We start from the raw sequence: 19,437 nt of genomic DNA on the forward strand, positions 1-19,437 counted from the left end.
TCCAGCACCTTGCTATCGAGCGGTCATCCCAAGGGACACCTCGGCAGAGCCCCCGGGACGGTTCGCCAGCCGCGATGGCATTCAATCACTTACCGGCAGGCGTGCACGACGCCTTGGCCCCATTGTCCGTCACGCCAGTGACACACTCGGTGCCGATGGCCAAGAATCACCGATCCGATCGACCCTCGACGGACACCGCTTCCCGCCCCGATCCGGGCACGGTCCTGGACCGGCTCGCCTCGGGGCCGAGCCGGGCTTCGCGCATCACTCATACGGAGCACTTGCCCCCGCGGGCGGGTCGCCATGCCGTGTGGCCCGATCGGATCCGTTCGGAGGTCATCGCCGCGGTGCAGGCCGCGGGCGTCGAGCACCCCTGGGCCCATCAGGCGCTGGCCGCCGAGCACGCCCTGGACGGCGACTCCGTGATCGTCGCCACAGGCACCGCCTCGGGAAAGTCCCTGGCGTACCTCACACCGGTCCTGACGGCCCTCCTGGACGGCTCCGAGGCTCCGAACGGCCGTGGGGCCACCGCGCTCTATCTGGCCCCCACAAAGGCCCTTGCAGCCGATCAGCACCGTTCGGTGAAGAAACTTTCACAACCTCTGGGCAATGCCGTCCGCCCAGCCGTCTACGACGGCGATACTCCGTTCGAGGAACGGGAGTGGGTCCGCCAGTACGCCAACTACGTCCTGACCAACCCCGACATGCTGCACCGCGGGATATTGCCCTCCCACCCCCGCTGGTCCTCCTTCCTCCGCGCCCTGAAGTACGTCGTCATCGACGAGGTCCACACCTACCGCGGCGTCTTCGGCTCCCACGTCGCCCAGGTACTGCGTCGGCTGCGCCGCCTGTGCGCCCGCTACGGCGCCTCGCCCGTCTTCCTGCTGGCCTCCGCGACCGCCGCGGAGCCCTCGGTGGCCGCCCACCGTCTGACCGGCCTCCCCGTCGTCGAGATCACCGACGACGCCTCTCCCCGCGGGGAACTGGTGTTCGCCCTCTGGGAGCCCCCGCTCACCGAGCTGCACGGCGAGAAGGGCGCACCCGTGCGGCGTACCGCCATCGCCGAGACGGCCGACCTCCTCACCGACCTGACCGTCCAGGGCGTGCGCTCGGTCGCCTTCGTACGGTCCCGGCGTGGCGCCGAGCTGATCGCGGTGATCGCCCAGGAGCGGCTGGCCGAGGTCGACCGCTCGCTGGCCCGGCGCGTCGCCGCCTACCGCGGCGGCTACCTCCCCGAGGAACGCCGCGCCCTCGAACGCGCCCTGCACTCCGGCGAACTCCTCGGCCTCGCCGCCACCACCGCCCTCGAACTCGGCATCGACGTCTCCGGACTGGACGCCGTCCTCATCGCGGGCTACCCGGGCACCCGGGCGTCCCTGTGGCAGCAGGCGGGCCGCGCCGGACGCTCCGGGCAGGGTGCGCTCGCCGTGCTGATCGCCCGCGACGACCCGCTGGACACGTTCCTCGTGCACCACCCCGAGGCCCTGTTCGACCAGCCGGTGGAGTCCACCGTCCTCGACCCCGACAACCCGTACGTCCTCGCCCCGCACCTGTGCGCCGCCGCCTCCGAAATCCCCCTCACGGAAGAGGACCTGGAGCTCTTCGGACCGGCCGCCGCGGATCTGCTGCCGCAGCTGGAGGCCGCGAAGCTGCTGCGCCGGCGGACGACCGCGTGGCACTGGACGCGCCGGGAGCGGGCCGCCGACCTGACCGACATCCGCGGCGAGGGCGGCAGTCCGGTGCAGATCGTCGAGGCCGGGACCGGTCGGCTGCTCGGCACGGTCGACGCGGGCTCCGCGCACACCACGGTCCACGAGGGCGCGGTCCATCTGCACCAGGGCCGTACGTACCTGGTGAAGCACCTGGACCTGGAGGACTCCGTCGCGCTGGTCGAGGAGGCCAACCCGCCGTATTCGACGGTCGCCCGCGACACGACGTCCATCTCCGTCCTGGAGACCGACACCGAGGTTCCCTGGGGGGAGGGCCGGTTGTGCTACGGCTCCGTCGAAGTCACCAACCAGGTCGTCTCCTTCCTGCGTCGTCGTGTCATCACCGGTGAAGTACTGGGCGAGTCGAAACTCGACCTCCCTCCTCGTACGCTCCGCACCCGCGCCGTGTGGTGGACGGTCACCGAGGACCAGCTGGACGCGGCCCGGATCAGCCCGGAGATCCTCGGCGGCGCCCTGCACGCCGCCGAGCACGCGTCGATCGGCATGCTCCCGCTGTTCGCCACCTGCGACCGCTGGGACATCGGCGGGGTGTCCATCCCGCTGCACCCGGACACCCTCCTGCCCACGGTCTTCGTCTACGACGGCCACCCGGGCGGCGCGGGCTTCGCGGAGCGTGCCTTCCACACCGCCCGCGCCTGGCTCACCGCCACCCGCCAGGCCATCGCGTCCTGCGAGTGCGACGCCGGCTGCCCGTCGTGCATCCAGTCCCCCAAGTGCGGCAACGGGAACGAGCCGTTGCACAAGCGGGGGGCCGTACGGCTCCTCACGGAGCTGTTGCGGGAGGTGCCGGAGGGCTAGGCACCGGAGTCGCCGGCCCCGCCGGACCCGCTCTGGACCTGACCTCCACGCCGAAGGGGCCCGGGCCCGACGCGGCCGTGACGTCCGAGATCTCGCCCTCGACCGCACACCGCACCAGCCGGGCGTGCTGGGCCCGGGCCACCCGGTCCGCCTGGGCACAGGCCACCGCGCCACCGTCCATCCAGTGGTCCGCCGCGGCGAGCGCGGCCAGGTCGGCCGCCCCCGCCGCGCGGTGCCGGACCACGACCGCCTGCCCCATCGCCAGCACCGCCCCGAACACGACACACAGGAAGGCGATCACCCCGACGGTCCAGACGGTCGCCGATCCTCTGTCCGAGACGAGGATCCGGGCGGCACCTGGGACAGGGGCCCGGCTGGCGCCCAGGGTGCCTGAGGCGGGGGTTCGGCCGATGTCTGCGGCAGGGGTACGGCCGGACTCCGCGACAAGCGTCCGGCGAGGCTCCTCGCTGGGCGCCCGGCTGCGGTGGCCGGCCTCCGTGCTGGCGGCCCCGGCGGCGTGTCGGCTGCTCCGGGCGGCCGTTCGCGCCGCGCGATCGCGGGACCGGACGCTCATCCCGCCACCACCCCCACCGTCTCCTCCGCCAGCGCCACGGCCTCGTCGCTCAGCTCCACCGACAGCGCGTCCGGCCCCGGCGCACTCGCTCTGACGGTGACCCGGACCAGATCGCCCTCCCGGCTCACCGTGACCGTGGCGCCCCGCGGTGCCGCGCGGCGGGTCGTCGCCAGCACCGTGTCCGGCGGGTCCTGACGGGCCGCCGCCCGGGCGCCCGCCCTGGCCGCGTCCACGCATTGGATCTGCGCGGACGCGGCGAGCAGGGCCCAGACCAGCGCCATGCCCACGAGCACCAGAGAGGGCAGCACCACGGCGGCCTCCGCGGTCACGAATCCTCGGTCCCGGTACCGGACCCGGTACCGGACCCGACCCGTCGTCCCCCGCTCACATCGGGACATTGAGCGCCCGCCCCACGATGCCCTGCAACTCGGCGCCGACCTGGCCGCTCGTCACGACCTTGTAGAGCACGGCCGCGAAGGCCACCGCCGCGACGACTCCCACGGCGTACTCGGAGGTGACCATTCCCGCGTCCTTCCGCACCGCCCGACCACGCAGCCACGCCCGCACTCGTACACATACCGTCCTGAACATCTCAACCCCCGTAAGGTCCACACCTGTTGATCGTTTGCCGTTCACCGCACGCTGTCGCCCGTCATCCGCCACCCCCTCCCAACACCCCGTCCGCCAGCCCGATCACCACGGGCAGGACGCCGATGGCGAGGAACGCGGGCAGAAAGCACAGCCCCACGGGCACGGTGACCATGACGGCCGCCCTGCGCGCCCGTGCCGTCGCGGCACGCCCCCACTCGGCGCGGGCCTCCGCGGCGAGCCGCCCGACCGGCACGGCCGCCGGTACGCCCGACTCGCCCGCCCGCTCCAGCAGCCGCGCCAGCGCCCCCGCACCCGGCATCGACGCCAACCTCCGCCACGCCTCGACCGGTTCGCCCCCGAGCCGCACCTCCGCCGCACCCCGCGCGAGCCGCTCCCCGACAGGCCCGCCCAGGGCTTCACCCACGGCCTGTGCCGCCACGACGGGGCCCGCCCCCGCCGCGATGCAGGCCGCCACCAGGTCGGCCGCGAGCGGGAGCTGCCGGGCGGCACGCGCCGCGTCGTACTCCTCCACCGGCGCCGACCCACGCCGCTGCCGCCACCACCGGGCCCCGAACCCGGCCAGCAGCCCCACCGCGACCCCGACAAGACCCCCGACCAGCACCCAGCCGGCGCACACCGCACCGGCCACCGGCAGCCATCGCCGCCCCGCGGCCCGGAACCCGAAGCGCCGCCTTGCGGGCACCTTCTCCAGGGCCAGCAGCTCGGCCAGCCGTCTGCGCACCTTCCGCTCCCGCCGCGCCGCCCCGAGTGCCCGCACCGGCCACCCGAGAACCAGCGCCCCGCACACGAGCGCCCCCAGCCTGTGGACAACTTCCGTACTCATGCCGCCTCCGCTCCCCTCACGATCCGCATGGCCCACCACAGCCCCACTCCCTCCAGCGCTCCGCCGACCAGCAGACAGCCCAGGCCCGGTCCGCTGTGCAGCAGCACACGCAACGGATCGGCGCCCAGCCCCGCGCCGAGCAGGAGCCCCAGGACGGGCAGCCCCGCGAGCATCACCGCCGTCGATCGCGATCCCGCCAACTGGGCCCGCAGGTCACACCTCTGGTCCCGCTCCGCGCGCAGGGCCCCTTCCAGGCGGTCGAGCCCTGCCGCCAGGCCCGCGCCCCGGTCCACGGCCACCCGCCAGCACGCGGCGAGTCCCACCAGCCCGTCGGCCCCCGGCTGTCGTGCCGCATCGGTGAGCGCGCCCGGCACATCGCCGCCGAACCTCGCCGCCGCCAGCACCACCGACTGCGCCTCGCCGAGCCCGCCCGAGTCGCGCGCGGCCCTCAGCAGCGCCTCACCCGGCTGGCGCCCGGCCCGCACCTCCCCGGCGAGCGCCCCGCACAGGGCGATCACCGCATCGCCCCGGCGCTCCCGCCCGCGACGTGCCTCCCCTGTCAGCCGAACCCTCCGGAGCAGCGGCACCCCGACTGCCCCGAGGAGCAGCGGCACCACGGACGCGCCCAGCACCGCGATCGCCAACCCAGCGACCAGCGACCACCCTTCGGCCCGCAACCGCCCGCGCAGCCGCCGCCATTCGACACATGCCCGCTCCCACGGCGGAGGACCGGTCGCCACCACTCCGCCGCCGGCACACAGCAACCGCGCTCTGCGTGCCCCTGAATCCCCGCCGCCCATCAACCAGGCCGCCGCCCCGGCACACGCCATGGCCGCCCCCACCGGCAGGTCGCCGACCCCCGTCACCACAGCCCACTCCCCCCGGTTCCGCCATTCGTGTCAGTCCCGTCCCGGAGCAGCTCCCTCAGCCGCTCCCACCCGCGCTCGTACGCGAACGCCTCCACGCCCCAGCGCAGCGCGGGCACCGTCACCACCAGCCCCGTGGGATCGCGCTCCAGAACATGCACCTCGGCGATCCGGCGCCGCCCCGCCCGGTCTCGTACGAGATGCAGGACCACGGACAGCGCGGCCGCCAACTGGCTGTGCAGCGCGGCCCGGTCGAGCCCGGCCGCCGTGCCCAGCGCTTCCAGACGGGCCGGTACCTGCGCCGCCGCGTTCGCGTGGACCGTGCCGCAGCCGCCCTCGTGGCCCGTGTTGAGGGCCGCCAGGAGCGACACGACCTCCGGACCGCGCACCTCGCCGACGACCAGCCGGTCCGGCCGCATGCGCAGGGCCTGACGGACCAGGTCCTGCAGCGCCACGAGGCCGACGCCCTCCTGGTTGGCGGGCCGTCCCTCCAGGCGGACCACATGGGGGTGATCGGGTCGCAGCTCCGCCGAGTCCTCGGCGAGCACGATCCGCTCCCCGGGGCCCACCAGGCCCAGCAGCGCGCTCAGCAAGGTCGTCTTGCCCGATCCCGTGCCTCCGCTGACGAGGAAGGAGAGCCGGGCCTCCAAGAGTGCTCTGAGCACCCGGTCCCCGCCGGGCGGTACCGTCCCGGCCGCCGCCAACTCCTCGAGCGTGAACGCGCGCGGCCGTACGACCCGCAGCGACAAGCAGGTGGAGCCGACGGCGACCGGGGGAAGCACCGCGTGCAGACGGGTGCCGTCCGGAAGCCGGGCGTCGACCCAGGGGCGGGCGTCGTCGAGCCGTCGGCCGGCCACGGCTGCGAGGCGCTGCGCGAGGCGTCGTACGGCCGCCGCGTCCGGGAAGGAGACCGCCGTGAGCTCCAGGCCGCCGCCCCTGTCCACCCACACCCGGTCCGGTGCGGACACCAGCACGTCGGTCACCGAAGGGTCGGCGAGCAACGGCTCCAGAGGTCCGCTGCCGACCAGCTCGGAGCGCAACTGCTGGGCCGCGCCGAGCACTTCGGCATCCCCGAGCACCCGCCCCTGCTCGCGCAGTGCCTGTGCCACGCGCGCGGGGGTCGGTTCGGATCCGCTCTCGGCGAGCCACTGCCGTACGCCGTCCAGCAGCCCCGTGCGCGCGGCGGATCCCGCCGGTCCCGTGCTCCCGGGCCCCCTTGCGGGACCCGTGTGTCTGCCCGGACCGGTGCGTCGATCCGTGCCCGTGCCGCCTTCCCAGCTCATACGCCCCCGCCTTCCAGCGGAACCCGCGCCCAGAAGGCCGCGCAGAACCGGGCGAGCGGTCCCCGCGCCGCTCCCCCGGGTGGCACACCGGTGTCCGGCAGCGCGGATTCGGCAGGCACTTCGCCCACCAGGGGCAGTCGGAGCAGCCGGGCCACCTCCTGGTCGTCGAGGCCGGGTGCGAAGGGACCACGGACCGCGACCCTCAGATCGCGCAGGACCATGCCGACCGCGGACGCCACCCGTTTGGCCGCCGCGATCGCGCGCAGTTCGGCGGGGACCACCAGCAGCCCCAGGTCGAGTTGGGCGAGGGCTTCCGTGACGCCCTCGTCGACACGGCGGGGCAGGTCGACGACGACCGCGCCACCGCGCCGTCTGGCGGCGGCCAGGACCGCGCGGACGGCCGGCGGCGGGATGGCCACCGAGTCGCCGCGATCCCAGCTGAGGACGCGCAGTGCGTGCAGTTCGGGCAGGGACTCCTCCAGGGCGCCGCCGCCGACCCGGCCGCGGGAGGCGGCGAAAGCGGGCCAGCGCAGGCCTTCGGCGGCCTCTCCCCCGAGGAGTACGTCGAGTCCGCCACCCAGGGGATCCGCGTCCACGAGCAGGGTGCGGCGTCCCTCACGCGCCGAGGTGACGGCGAGCGCGCAGGCCAGCGTGGAGGCTCCGGCCCCACCGCGGCCGCCGATCACGCCGACGGTGAGCGCGGGCCTGCCGACTCCCTCGGCCACGTCGGCGATGCGGTCGACCAGCCACTGCTCGCCGTCAGGCAACATCAGGACATGGTCGGCGCCGATCTCGACGGCCCGTTTCCAGACACCGGAGTCGTCCTGGTCCCGGCCGACCAGTACCACTCCGCGTCGGCGCGCGGCCCCGCGCACGCGCCGGGCGGCGTCGTCGCCGACCAGCACGAGAGGTGCGGCCTCCCAACTGCCCCGGCGCTCCGGCACTCCGTGGTGGACCTCCGGCCTCGCGCCCGCCGCCGCGCACAGGCGCAGCAGGTCGTCGAGGAGTTCGGCGTCCTCCGTGACGATCAGTGGTCCGCCCTGCCGCCCCTCGGCGGCGGGCGGACGGTCGTGTGTGATGGCTCCCGCCATGATCTCCAGCCCCCTTCGCTGCTTCTTGCCCGGGGCCCGCAGGGTTCTCTGCGGACCCGTGATTCCCGCTCGTGTGAAGAACCGGCCAGCGGCCTCCATATGAACGGCCGATACGAACCGGCCAAACGCGTCCGGCAAACGGAACCGGCCATGAACTTGCCGTGAGGAACTCGCCGCGAGCAGGACGCGCTGGAATCACGGTGCAGCGATCCCGAAAATCGTGTGGATCTTGGTCGATAACTGTGGACAACTCAGTGGTTGTGAATATCGCCTTCACCCAAACGGGTGCCCCTTGTACGACTTCCACAGAGCAGCCTTACGACTACACACGGTGACGGATCTTGGGCATGCCGAAGAGACGGCCACAACGGTGACAACAGGGTCCCGAGGCCGCGCAAGAGAGGGGAAAAACCCATCCGGACATGCGACGACCCCCGCCGGGGGGGAGAGCGGGGGTCGTCCCCACGGCCGACTCGGGGGGGGAGGAGTCGGACCGGGTTAGCACGGTCGCGAACGATCCGTGACTTCCATGGTGTACCCGAGAGCCCTCTCAGGCAAACCCACGCGCCCCACACTAGCCCGAATGGTGGGCGCATATGCTCAGCCTCGTGGAAAACCACTCCTTGCCTCGCACAGCGGCCTTCTTTGACCTGGACAAGACGGTCATTGCGAAGTCGAGCACGCTCACCTTCAGCAAGTCGTTCTACCAAGGCGGACTGATCAACCGAAGGGCGGCGCTGCGTACCGCATATGCCCAGTTCGTGTTCATGGCGGGCGGCATGGACCACGATCAGATGGAGCGGATGCGCGCCTACCTGTCCGCGATGTGCCGCGGCTGGAACGTCCAGCAGGTCAAGGAGATCGTCGCCGAGACACTGCACGACCTGATCGACCCGATCATTTACGACGAGGCCGCCTCACTCATCGAGGAGCACCACACCGCCGGGCGCGATGTCGTGATCGTCTCCACATCCGGGGCGGAGGTGGTCGAGCCGATCGGCGAGCTGCTCGGCGCGGACCGGGTGGTGGCCACCCGGATGGTCGTGGGCGAGGACGGCTGCTTCACCGGAGAAGTGGAGTACTACGCGTACGGGCCGACGAAGGCCGACGCGGTCAAGGAACTGGCCGCGTCCGAGGGGTACGACCTCTCCCGCTGCTACGCCTACAGCGACTCCGCGACCGACATCCCGATGCTGGAGTCCGTGGGCCATCCCCATGCGGTGAATCCGGACCGCGCGCTACGGCGCGAGGCACTCGCGCGCTCGTGGCCGATTCTGGATTTCCACCGTCCGGTTCGGCTCAAGCAGCGCCTGTCGGTGCCGCCCCGTCCGGCGCTCGTCGCGGCGGCCGCCATAGGTGCGGCGGCGGCCACGGCGGGGCTCGTCTGGTACACGAGTCGGCGGCGCGCCACGGTGACGTGAGGGTGTCACGCGTGCGCAGCCAGTACAGTCGCGCCCGTTTGACACCCGTTTGAACCTAAAAGTAAAGAAGTGCAGTCAGGGGTTCCGCTTCCTCTGGACCTGGAGTACAAAGGGTTTAACGGCCCGCGAGACCAAGGACATCCGAAAGGATCACCTTCAAACGCAACCGAGGCCCCACGGACCGAGCATGGACATCGAGCACCCACGCGACGTCGACCCGTCGATTACGGGCCAGCCGCACCAGGTGACGGGCAGCAGTTCCCGGCCTGATGGGCAACATATCGAGGACGCTTGGTAACCCGGTGAGCGTGCCAGCGGCGGTACGAAACCTCGTACCGCCGCAACCCTTTTCCGGGACCTATGCCGCGCCGCGCTGAAGCGCCTCGCAGACGGCTGTCGACTCCCTGGCCCCCAGTTCAACCGCCCTGCCGCAGTGGGCGATCCAGGCCGCCATGCCCTCCGGGGTGCCGGAGACATAGCCGTCCAGGGCCGCCAGATAGGCGGCGCGACCGAGTTCGGCGTGGCCGACCTCCGCCGGACAGACGGACTTCGGGTCGAGGCCACTGCCGACCAGGACGATGCGCTCGGCGGTGCGCGCCACCAGCCCGTTGTGGTGACCGAAGGGGCGCAGGGCGAGCAGTTCGCCGTGCACGACCGCCGCTGTCACCAGGGCGGGAGCCGAACCGCCCGCGATGATCAGTTGCGAAAGACCTTCGAGCCGGCCGGCCACCTCGGTCGCGTTCGGCAGGGGCAGTTCGACGAGCGGCTCGTCGACCGGTTCGCCGTCCTGGCGGGGCCGACCGACCGCGTCTCTCTTGTCCGCGGCCGCGACGAGGTGCAGTCGGGCCAGCACCCGAAGGGGCGACTGCCGCCAGATGGACAGGAGTTGGCCCGCCTCGGCGGTCAGCCGCAGGGCCGCGCCGACCGTGCGGGCCTCGTCGTCACCGCTGAAGTCGGTGCGGCGGCGCACCTCTTCGAGGGCCCAGTCGGCACCGGACAGCGCCGCGGAGCCGCGCGCGCCGCGCAGGGCGGCCTCGGAGGTGATCTCGTTGCTACGGCGCCGCATGACCCGGTGCCCGTAGACCCGGTCCACCGCCTTGCGGACGGACTCCACGGATTCGGCCACCCCGGGCAGCGAGCCCAGGGCCGCGAGCGGATCGGCGGTCGCGCCTGTCGTACTCATGAGTACGACCCTACGCACCCCGGAGGCCCGCCCCACGAAGGAGTGGTCTTCTTCACGCCGACATGACACGGTACGCAATCGGCACACTACTCTTGGTGAACATGAAAATTGCTTTCGTAGGGAAGGGCGGCAGCGGCAAGACCACCCTGTCCTCCCTCTTCATCCGCCACCTCACGGCCTCGGAATCGCCCGTCGTCGCGGTGGACGCCGACATCAACCAGCACCTGGGAGCCGCACTCGGCCTTGAGGAGGCGGTGGCCGCCGGCCTGCCCGCCATGGGCACACGACTGTCGTTGATCAAGGACTATCTGCGCGGTTCCAATCCGCGGATCGCGTCCGCCGAGACGATGATCAAGACGACCCCGCCCGGTGAGGGGTCACGGCTGCTGCGGGTGCGCGAGAACAATCCGGTGTACGAAGCCTGTGCGCGGCCGGTGGAACTCGACGGCGGCGCCGTCCGTTTGATGGTCACCGGCCCGTTCAGCGAGGCCGATCTGGGAGTGTCCTGCTACCACTCCAAGACCGGTGCGGTGGAGCTCTGTCTGAACCATCTCGTCGACGGCCGGAGCGAGTACGTCGTCGTCGACATGACGGCGGGCTCCGACTCGTTCGCGTCCGGCATGTTCACCCGCTTCGACATCACGTTCCTCGTCGCCGAGCCGACCCGGAAGGGAGTCTCCGTCTATCGCCAGTACAAGGAGTACGCCCGCGCCTTCGGCGTCATCCTGAAGGTCGTCGGCAACAAGGTGCAGGGCCAGGACGACATCGACTTCCTCCGCGCCGAGGTCGGTGACGACCTCCTGGTCACGATCGGGCACTCGCACTGGGTGCGTGCCATGGAGAAGGGCCGCCCAGCCCGGTTCGAACTCCTGGAGGACACCAACCGCCGCTCCCTGCGCACTCTGCAGGCCGCCGCCGACGCGACGTACGAACTGCGCGACTGGGAGCGCTACACCCGCCAGATGGTGCACTTCCACCTGAAGAACGCGAGCAGTTGGGGCAACGAGAGGACCGGGGCGGACCTGGCGGCGCAGGTCGACCCCGGTTTCGTACTCGGTGAGGGTCTGGTGGCTACGGCCTGACCGCCGGCGCCCCGGGGATGCCCTTCGGGGCCGGGGCGGGGCGGCCCGAGAGGAAGGACGCCCAGCCCTGCTTCGGGGCCTCGCCGACGTTGAGGCCACGCAGCCTGTCCAGGGTGGCCGGGTCCTGGGTGTCGAGCCAGTCGGCGAGCTGCCGGAAGGAGACACAGCGGACATCGGGCTTGTTGCAGACGCCCTCGACGACCTCGTCGATGGCACGCATGTAGGTGCCGCCGTTCCAGGACTCGAAGTGGTTGCCGATGATCAGCGGAGCACGGTTGCCGTCGTAGGCGCGGTCGAAGCCCTTGAGCAGTCCGTCACGCATCTGGTTGCCCCAGTACTCCCGCTTGTCGGGGTCGCCCTGGGTCTCGGTACCCGACTGGTTGATCATGAAGTTGTAGTCCATGGTGAGCTGCTCGTAGGAGTGCCCGGGGAAGGGCACCAGCTGCATCGACAGGTCCCACAGGCCATCCTTCTTCTTGGGCCAGACCTGGTTGTTGACGCCGCTGGTGTCATAGCGGAAGCCCAGCTGGTCGGCCGCCTTCCTGAAGTTCTTCCGGCCCTCCAGGCACGGTGTGCGGGCGCCGATGAGCTCCTTGTCGTAGTCGAAGGGCAGCGGAGCCGCGTTCTTCATCCCCGTGTTGGTCTTCCAGGACTTCACGAACGACTTCGCCTGGGCGATCTCACTCTTCCACTCCTGGACCGACCACTCGCCGACACCTCCCGCGCTGCCGCAGAAGTGGCCGTTGAAGTGCGTGCCGATCTCGTTGCCCTCCAGCCACGCACCGCGCAGCTGCTCGGCGGTGTCCTTGATCCCCTGCTCGTCGTTGAAACCGATCTCCGAGCTGCCCGGTGAATGCTGAGGCGGCCTGTACAGCTCACGCTTGTCCTCCGGGAGCATGTACACGCCGCTGAGGAAGTACGTCATCGTCGCCCGGTTGGCCTTGGCGACCTTCCGGAAGTGCGAGAAGAGCTTCTGGCTGTCCTCGCCGGCACCGTCCCACGAGAAGACCACGAACTGCGGGGGCTTCTGGCCGGGCTTCAACCGCTCGGCTCTGGGCAGATGCGGCTGCGCTCCGGTGTACGCGGTGGATCCGTCTCCGATCAGCCGGACCGCGCTCTGGGGCGCCGGGGCCCCAGCCGCCTTCCTCGCGCCGTGCGCGCCTTCTGGGGAACCGGTGGCGCAACCGGCGAGCGCCGTGGCGCAGGCCGCGGCGAGTGCTACGCCCGCGGCGATCCTCTGGGTGGCGGCCATCTCCGCCCACCTTCTTCCTTCGGTCAGGGCAACGCTCACTAGGGCGTTCTGGGGTGATGTACGGCGAATGCCGACAGCGGCGCCAAGGTCGCACAGGGCCGAGATGGAATAAATACGACAAGCCGACAAAACGCCTGGTTCACCCCGCAGAGTGATTTGCTGCACCATTTGCCGCTAAAGTCCGCACAAGAGCTTTACTCTGCATTACGATCCGTTTACCGAGCGTTGAAAGTCCCGCCGCTGCACGCCGTGACCCACGGCCGCGATCTGCCCCCGCCCGCCCTGGACGGGGAACACCTGTTCCGCGACCGCGCTGCCCCGGAGGAGACGGGAATGTCTGCCTGCGTCCCCACCCGCGCCGCCGAATCGACTCGGCCCAGGCGCATCCATCGACCCCACAGTCCCCCACCGATTCCGCCCCGCCGATTCCGCATCGCGAGCGCCGATCTGTCGGCCTCGATCGCGGTCTTCCTGATCGCCCTGCCCCTGTCCCTCGGCATCGCCCTCGCCACCGGCGCGCCGCTCCAGGCGGGTCTTGTCGCCGCTGCCGTGGGCGGACTCGTCGCCGGGCGGCTCGGCGGGTCTCCGCTCCAGGTGAGCGGGCCCGCCGCCGGGCTCACAGTCGTCACCGCCGAGCTCATCCACCACTACGGATGGCGTGCGACCTGCGCCATCACCGTCCTCGCCGGAGTCGCCCAACTGGGCCTGGGGTGCCTGCGCGTGGCCCGTGCGGCGCTCGCCGTCAGCCCCGCGATCGTGCACGGCATGCTCGCCGGCATCGGCGTGACCATCGCCGTGGCACAGCTGCACATCGTGCTGGGCGGCACCCCGCAGAGCTCCGTCCTCGACAATCTCCGTGCGCTGCCCGCCCAATTGGCGCACGTCCACCCCGGGGCGGTGTCGATGAGCGCGCTGACGCTGACCCTCCTTCTCGCCTGGCCGAGGATTCCCGGACGGATCGGGCACGGCCTGCGGAAGGTACCGACCGCGCTCGTCGCCGTCGCCGGGGCTACCGTGACCGCCTCGCTCGCCGGGCTGGTCCTGCCCAAGGTCGACCTGCCGTCCTGGAGCAGCCACGCACTGGCCGGGCTGCCCGAGGGGCCGGTGCTCGGGATCGCCGCCGCCGTCCTCACCGTCACGCTGGTGTGCAGCGTGCAGTCGCTGCTCGGCGCGGTGGCCGTGGACAAGCTGGTGGCGGGGCGTCCCGAGCTGCAGTCACGCGTGGGCCGCTCCGACCTGGACCGGGAGCTGCTCGGGCAGGGAGCCGCCAATGTGGTCTCCGGCGCGCTCGGCGGGCTGCCCGTCGCCGGAGTCGCCGTGCGCAGTTCCGCGAATGTGCAATCCGGTGCCGTAAGCCGGAACTCCACGATGTTGCACGGCGTTTTCGTAGCAGTTGCCGCGCTGCTGATGGTCCCGATCCTGGAGCTGATCCCCCTCGCATCGCTCGCCGCCCTGGTGATGGCCGTCGGCATCCAGATGGTGTCCCTGCACCACATCCGCACGGTCACCCGCCACCGCGAAGTGCTGGTCTACACCGTCACCACGCTCGGCGTCGTGTTCCTCGGTGTCCTTGAGGGCGTGGCGCTGGGGGTCTCCGTGGCCGTCGCCGTCGCCCTGCACCGCCTCGCCCGCACCCGCATCACGCACGAGGAAAGAGGAGGAGTCCATTACGTACAAGTACGAGGGCAGTTGACATTCCTGGCGGTGCCTCGGCTCAGCCGTGCCCTGCATCTGGTTCCCCGAGGGGCGCATGCCGTCGTGGAGTTGGACGGCTCGTTCATGGACCACGCGGCGTACGAGTCGCTGCAGGACTGGCAGAACGCGCACTGCGCGCAGGGCGGCGCGGTCGAGCTGACCGGGCGGTCCGGTACCCGGATCGCCGAGCCCACGAGCCCCTCCCACTGCCGCTGTCGCCCCTGGACGCCCTGGCGCAACCACCACTGTGAGCCCTCCACCGGACCGCAGTTTGCATCCCTCGGCGACCGGTCGGACGGCACGGACGGAGCGGGCGGGACGGACAGGGCAGGCAGACCGCGTGCATCGGATGGGCCGAGTGGAAATGGACCGAGCGGAACGAGCGGGTCCTCCGAGCCCAGCGGCCCCTCCGGGCCCAGTGATTCCTCCGGGCCCAGTGAGCAACATGGGCACAGTGGAACCCGTGGCCATGGCGGGACGGGTGGACAGAGCGGGCATCAACTGGCGCGTGGTATCAGCGCGTTCCAGCGCAACACCGCACCCCTGGTGCGGGGTGAGCTGGCGCGGCTGGCGCGGGAAGGGCAGCGGCCCTCGCAGCTGTTCCTGACCTGCGCCGACTCACGGCTTGTCACATCGATGATCACTTCCAGTGGTCCGGGTGACCTCTTCGTCGTACGCAACGTGGGCAATCTCGTGCCGAAGCCCGGGGACGAGAGCGGGGACGATTCGGTCGCCGCGGCGATCGAGTACGCGGTCGATGTGCTGCATGTGCGGTCCATCACGGTGTGCGGGCACTCCGGGTGCGGGGCCATGCAGGCCCTGTTGAAGTCGGAGCCCGGCGGGGCGCAGACCCCGCTCAAGCGGTGGCTGCGGCACGGGATGCCGAGCCTGGAGCGAATGGCCGCCGAGGACCGGCCATGGGCGCGGCTCGCCGGGCGGGAGCCGGCCGACGCGGTGGAGCAGCTGTGTCTGACCAACGTGGTGCAGCAGTTGGAGCATCTGCGGGCGCACGAGTCCGTGGCGCGGGCCCTGCGGGAGGGCGCGGTCGAACTGCACGGGATGTACTTCCATGTCGGCGAGGCACAGGCGTATCTGCTGGTCGAGCGCGACGGCGACCAGCTGTTCGATCACGTGGGGGCGGCGGAGGATCTGCGGCATCCCGCGTGATCCCGAGCCCTCTCGCGTGACCCAGTCGTGGTGCGCGGCCCCAGTCGGCGGGGTCGCGCACCATGCCGCGTCCTTGCGAGCGGCGCGTATGGGGTGCCCGGCGTGGACGTGGAGGACATGGATGGTCCGCGCGTCGGCTGTGATCAGTTTCGGGGCTTCCGGGGGGTTTCTGGACACGGGCCCGTTCGCGAACCGGGAGTCCTTTCGACGGTCGGGGAGCCGAGGTCGGGGAGGGGAGCCAAGGGGAGTCCGTTCGAGGGGCGGGAGGGGGTGACGGTCCGGAGCTCTCGGCGATGGGGACGTCGACACGCCGGGCCGGGGAAGCGTTGTCGAGTGAACCCGAACCCCGGTCCTTACGTGGCTCGGAGTGCGTACGGAGTCCGTAGGGGGTGTGTATGGGGCCGTGCGCACGGGGTGCGTGCCTGGCGTGTGCCTGGCGCGTACTCCTGGAGAAGGCTCAGCCCCCTGATAGGTCTAAACCAATTTGAGATCGGCCCTTGTCATCGAGGCCCCCGGTCTGATGAGCTGTGGCCTGGGACACAACGGACACCCTGGGAAAGGGAGATGTCGTGAGCAACGAAAGCCTGGCCAACCTGCTCAACGTGGAGAGGGATGGACGCTCGTTGCTTGCATGCCTCTGACGTGCGGTTACGCGTTGGCGCGCGGTCCGATTAGGTTCGGCTCGTCTTCCCAGACGGTTACCGGCACCGCGTATGCGGGGGTTTCCGTCCCGTCCGGCGCGGTCGACTTCGGGTATGCCCACACGCCGCGCAATACGGTCCGCAGCATGGACCGGCGCGTTTCAACGGGAGTGATGTCCCACCGGTCGACCAGGCCGCGCACAACTGGCAGGTAGTCGGCCGGCTTGGCCTCGTCCTGCTCGGTGCGCTGGTCAAGCTCCGCGAGTTCGGCTGTTACTCCCTCCTGCTCCTTCCCGAGTCGATCTCGCTCGCGGATGTATGAGTCCTCCGGGATGATGTTGCGGCTGACCAAGCTGGTCTGTCGGTCAATCTCTCGCTGGATCTCCCCGAGTCGGTCATTCAGCCGTTGGCGGGCGGTGCTCAGCCGCTCACGGGGGCTGGCGACCTGCTCGCCGCGTTGCTGCGGAATCTTTGCCGCCTCGGCCTCGATCGCGTCGGCCCATTTGCGCAAATTGGTCCGCACGGCTTTTTCGACGACGGTGCGGAGGATGTACACCCCGTCGCATGTGCCGTTGTCTTTCATGGCCGAGCACCGGAACAGGTAACCCGGTTTCTTGATCAGTACCTTTCCGGCGCCGTAGGTGGCGCCGCCGGCGGCTGATGCAGTGCCGCCGCAGCGTCCGCAGCGCGTAATGCCAGACGTGACGTAGGCCGGCTTCCGGTTCCCGCTGGGGGCGTTGCGTGCTTTCTCGCGCTTCTCCTTGTACGCATCCCAGACGTCTTCCGGGACGATCAACTCATGGGCCCCTGGCACCCAAATGCGGTTCGGACAGCCCATGCCGCGTGAGCGGTTGCTGTCCGGGTCTTTGGGCGGACAGTCGCAGCCGTCAGGGTGGTACCGAATCCATCCGGCCGCGAAGCCACTGTCCATGTAGCGGGTAAGGCCGGATTGCAGCCACGGTTTACCCCGGGTGCCCTGGTAGCCGTTGCGGCCGAGCCATTGCGTAACCGACCCCATCGACTCGCCCTCGGCAACACGCTCGTACAGCTTGGTGACGATCAGGCCGATATCGTCGGGCTCGTACCACTCTCGGTGAATCACGCCGGCGTCTTCGTCGAGTTGGCGCCGATGCCAGACGTACCCCCACCGCTTCCCGCCCGTGGCGGGCAGGCCAGCGGCGCGACGGTGCTCGCGGGTCTCTGCCCACTGCTCGCCGATCCGATCCGATTCGTACTCGGCGAACTTGAAGGCCATGCCCATTTGCAGTCGGCCGAACGCAGTTCGGGTGTCGGCTGCCTCGGTGGCCGAGACGAGCCGGCCGCCGACTGCTTCGAGTTTGGCCAGATACACCGCATTGGCGTGGCGTGAGCGACCGAACCGTGAGTACCGCCAGACGGCGATGCCGCGGGCGACGCGGTCCTCGACGTCCTTGATCGCGATACTGATCTTGCGCTTCATCTTCCGGCCGGACACGTCGAGGTCTTCAACCCAGTCGACGATTTCGGCATTGTTGCGCTCGGCCCATGCGCTGATGGATGAGCGCTGAATCTCGGGGCTGATCTTCTCCTCGTAGTAGGTGGATACGCGGATGTAACCCACGAAGGGCTCACGCTTTGTGCCGATGCGTAAGCCCTTCGCGCGGTCGAGCGTCTGCGTCACGTATTGGACTCCCGGTTCAGGCGCCGCGCTTGTGCTCCGTCGAGCGGGACAACTTTCGCGTCCGGCGGCTCGGTCGCGAGTCGAACATCGTGGGCAACGATGTTGCGTACGAGGGCGGCGGCGGCGCGGTTGGTGTGTTCGGTGATGTAGTGCCGTACAGCGCGGTAGCCAGTGACCAGGGTCGCCAGTGCGCCCGTTGTGGTGGTGATAGTTCCGGTGATGATGGCGGGCCCTACCTCGGCCGTCGTGAGCACTTCCGTGATCAGGATGGTGAGTCCGATCACGAGAACTAACACACTGGCGGCGGCGGTGAGGTAGGCATCGGTGCGGCTGGTCACTTGCAACCCTTTCCTAGCTGGTGCCCTCCTGCCTGTGTTTGGCAGTGAGCGCGTTAATCACGCTTTTGACTGCGGCGCGGTCGGTTTCGTCGATCACGCCGAGCGCGGTAAGCGCTTCCTCTTCGGTTGTTGGGGTGCGGGGCCGCTCAGTGGGTTGAGGCTCTTTCTCAAGTGCCTCGGGTGGGAGGTGGCCGGCCCGTACAAGGAGCGGCATCACGGGGATGCCGAGGGTGACGCCAAGCACGTAGCACGTGCCGACGTCGGGTTGCCCCTTGTCGCGTAGGAGTCGCGAGACGGTGGCGACAGGGATACCTGATGCGTCAGCGAAGCGTCGCTGTACGCCGCGCTCTTCGGGGTCGTAGCCGTTGCGGACAAGGGCCCACCTGAGCCAGTCGCCGAAGGGCGTGTCGAGTGGTGGTTCCGGTTGCGAGCCGTGATTCATAGGCGCAATGTATCGCGCACGCGAGATTCATGGTGCGCCGTGCACAACTTTTCGGCATGTGATGAGTCGCCCCCCGTCGGCCGGGTTGAACACCCGAATCCGCACACTATCGAACGCGTGAGCGGTTCTCCACCGCTCATTCACAAACGTAGCACCCATAGCACGCGTTTCCCCTGGCCTCCCATGCCTCCCTGGCGCCCCATGCACACCCCCCTCCCGCACTTGTTTCACGCGTGAGTGAAACATGCTACGTTCCACTCGTGAGCGAAAAGCGCTCACGAGTGATCGAACGAGGTACATCCCCGATGCGTTTTGACCCCAAGCCCCTGCGCTCCGCCGCCGCATCCGTGGGCGACAACAGCACCGCCGCGATCGCCCGGAAGCTGAACACCCCGTACGCGACGGTGATCCGTTGGACGAGCGGGCGCAGCGTCCCGGCCGGCCCCTCTCTCGCCAGCATCGAGCGCACCTACGGCGTGACCGCAGCCGCCCTCTTTCCGGCCGACGCATGAGCGCGCCAACCCTCGACGCCGCCCGCGCCCGTGCCGCTGCCTTCACGGCCGCCGCCCGCGTCTGGCGACACGGCCTCGACGCCATGGACCGCATGAGCCCAGCAGCCGCCGCGCGTGCCTGCTACCAGCCCGGGGGCCCGTCCCTCGCCGAGCTGGAACGGCGCATCCGCGCCGACCGCGCCGCACGTACCCGCAGTCACCGCGCCGCCGCCTGACAACGGAAAAGGCCGCCCGGATGCGACCCGGACGGCCCTCCCCGACCGACCC

The 19,437-nt window shown here is 70.5% G+C and carries 18 protein-coding genes; 6 read left to right on the forward strand and 12 right to left on the reverse strand.

Annotated elements, in window-relative coordinates; all coding sequences use genetic code 11:
* The first annotated feature begins 74 nt into the window (after nt 1–74).
* Nucleotides 75–2,528, forward strand: a complete 2,454-nt coding sequence (locus RV986_RS23530) for a DEAD/DEAH box helicase (protein WP_475919291.1) — start codon at nt 75–77, stop codon at nt 2,526–2,528.
* Here RV986_RS23530 and RV986_RS23535 read toward each other — a convergent pair.
* The 7 genes from RV986_RS23535 to ssd all read right to left on the reverse strand — a co-directional run bounded on the left by RV986_RS23535 (nt 2,494) and on the right by ssd (nt 7,777).
* Nucleotides 2,494–2,913 (reverse strand): Rv3654c family TadE-like protein, encoded by a 420-nt coding sequence (locus RV986_RS23535; protein WP_475924396.1) that lies wholly within the window; start codon nt 2,911–2,913, stop codon nt 2,494–2,496. The two genes, RV986_RS23530 and RV986_RS23535, sit on opposite strands and share 35 nt — an antisense overlap.
* 185 nt (nt 2,914–3,098) lie before the next feature.
* Nucleotides 3,099–3,500 (reverse strand): TadE family type IV pilus minor pilin, encoded by a 402-nt coding sequence (locus RV986_RS23540; RefSeq protein WP_475919292.1) that lies wholly within the window; start codon nt 3,498–3,500, stop codon nt 3,099–3,101.
* Nucleotides 3,487–3,693, reverse strand: a complete 207-nt coding sequence (locus tag RV986_RS23545) for a DUF4244 domain-containing protein (RefSeq protein ID WP_475919293.1) — start codon at nt 3,691–3,693, stop codon at nt 3,487–3,489. Before RV986_RS23545 ends, RV986_RS23540 begins: the two co-directional genes overlap by 14 nt.
* A gap of 61 nt (nt 3,694–3,754) precedes the next feature.
* Entirely contained in the window at nt 3,755–4,537 is a 783-nt protein-coding gene (locus RV986_RS23550) for a type II secretion system F family protein (protein WP_475919294.1), read from the reverse strand.
* A complete protein-coding gene (locus tag RV986_RS23555) occupies nt 4,534–5,367 on the reverse strand; it encodes a type II secretion system F family protein (protein ID WP_475924397.1) in 834 nt (277 codons plus the stop codon). The genes RV986_RS23550 and RV986_RS23555 overlap by 4 nt, the downstream gene beginning before the upstream one ends.
* 32 nt (nt 5,368–5,399) lie before the next feature.
* Nucleotides 5,400–6,686: a TadA family conjugal transfer-associated ATPase gene (locus RV986_RS23560; RefSeq protein ID WP_475919295.1), complete on the reverse strand. Its 1,287-nt coding sequence runs from the start codon at nt 6,684–6,686 to the stop codon at nt 5,400–5,402.
* A complete protein-coding gene (ssd, locus tag RV986_RS23565; protein ID WP_475919296.1) occupies nt 6,683–7,777 on the reverse strand; it encodes a septum site-determining protein Ssd in 1,095 nt (364 codons plus the stop codon). Before ssd ends, RV986_RS23560 begins: the two co-directional genes overlap by 4 nt.
* A 596-nt stretch (nt 7,778–8,373) precedes the next feature.
* Between ssd and RV986_RS23570 the strand changes: the two genes are divergently transcribed.
* Nucleotides 8,374–9,198 carry an HAD family hydrolase gene (locus RV986_RS23570; RefSeq protein ID WP_475919297.1) on the forward strand — a complete coding sequence of 275 codons (825 nt, stop codon included), beginning with the start codon at nt 8,374–8,376 and terminating at the stop codon, nt 9,196–9,198.
* Between the two features lie 358 nt (nt 9,199–9,556).
* Here the strand turns inward: RV986_RS23570 and RV986_RS23575 are convergent, their stop codons facing one another.
* A complete protein-coding gene (locus RV986_RS23575) occupies nt 9,557–10,381 on the reverse strand; it encodes a Fic family protein (RefSeq protein ID WP_475919298.1) in 825 nt (274 codons plus the stop codon).
* Between the two features lie 101 nt (nt 10,382–10,482).
* Here RV986_RS23575 and RV986_RS23580 point away from each other — a divergent pair, with 101 nt between their 5' ends.
* A complete protein-coding gene (locus RV986_RS23580; RefSeq protein ID WP_475919299.1) occupies nt 10,483–11,463 on the forward strand; it encodes an ATP-binding protein in 981 nt (326 codons plus the stop codon).
* Here RV986_RS23580 and RV986_RS23585 read toward each other — a convergent pair.
* Entirely contained in the window at nt 11,453–12,715 is a 1,263-nt protein-coding gene (locus RV986_RS23585) for a polysaccharide deacetylase family protein (protein WP_475919300.1), read from the reverse strand. The two genes, RV986_RS23580 and RV986_RS23585, sit on opposite strands and share 11 nt — an antisense overlap.
* Nucleotides 12,716–13,048: 333 nt before the next feature.
* On the opposite strand from RV986_RS23585, the gene RV986_RS23590 reads away from it, so the two are divergent.
* The gene (locus RV986_RS23590; protein ID WP_475919301.1) at nt 13,049–15,577 is read left to right on the forward strand and encodes a bifunctional SulP family inorganic anion transporter/carbonic anhydrase; all 2,529 of its coding nucleotides are present in this window, start codon (nt 13,049–13,051) and stop codon (nt 15,575–15,577) included.
* A 648-nt stretch (nt 15,578–16,225) separates the two neighbouring features.
* Here the strand turns inward: RV986_RS23590 and RV986_RS23595 are convergent.
* From RV986_RS23595 to RV986_RS23605, 3 genes are read right to left on the reverse strand one after another with little or no spacing between them, the layout of a single operon-like run.
* Nucleotides 16,226–17,878 carry a recombinase family protein gene (locus RV986_RS23595; RefSeq protein ID WP_475919302.1) on the reverse strand — a complete coding sequence of 551 codons (1,653 nt, stop codon included), beginning with the start codon at nt 17,876–17,878 and terminating at the stop codon, nt 16,226–16,228.
* On the reverse strand, nt 17,875–18,216 hold the full coding sequence (locus tag RV986_RS23600) for a hypothetical protein (protein WP_475919303.1): 342 nt from the start codon (nt 18,214–18,216) through the stop codon (nt 17,875–17,877). Before RV986_RS23600 ends, RV986_RS23595 begins: the two co-directional genes overlap by 4 nt.
* Before the next feature lie 13 nt (nt 18,217–18,229).
* A complete protein-coding gene (locus RV986_RS23605; protein WP_475919304.1) occupies nt 18,230–18,658 on the reverse strand; it encodes a hypothetical protein in 429 nt (142 codons plus the stop codon).
* Between the two features lie 305 nt (nt 18,659–18,963).
* On the opposite strand from RV986_RS23605, the gene RV986_RS23610 reads away from it, so the two are divergent.
* Nucleotides 18,964–19,170 carry a helix-turn-helix domain-containing protein gene (locus RV986_RS23610; RefSeq protein WP_406124938.1) on the forward strand — a complete coding sequence of 69 codons (207 nt, stop codon included), beginning with the start codon at nt 18,964–18,966 and terminating at the stop codon, nt 19,168–19,170.
* Nucleotides 19,167–19,385: a hypothetical protein gene (locus tag RV986_RS23615; RefSeq protein ID WP_475919305.1), complete on the forward strand. Its 219-nt coding sequence runs from the start codon at nt 19,167–19,169 to the stop codon at nt 19,383–19,385. Before RV986_RS23610 ends, RV986_RS23615 begins: the two co-directional genes overlap by 4 nt.
* The last annotated feature ends 52 nt before the right edge of the window (nt 19,386–19,437 follow it).

It is taken from the genome of Streptomyces sp. RLA012, assembly GCF_056270325.1.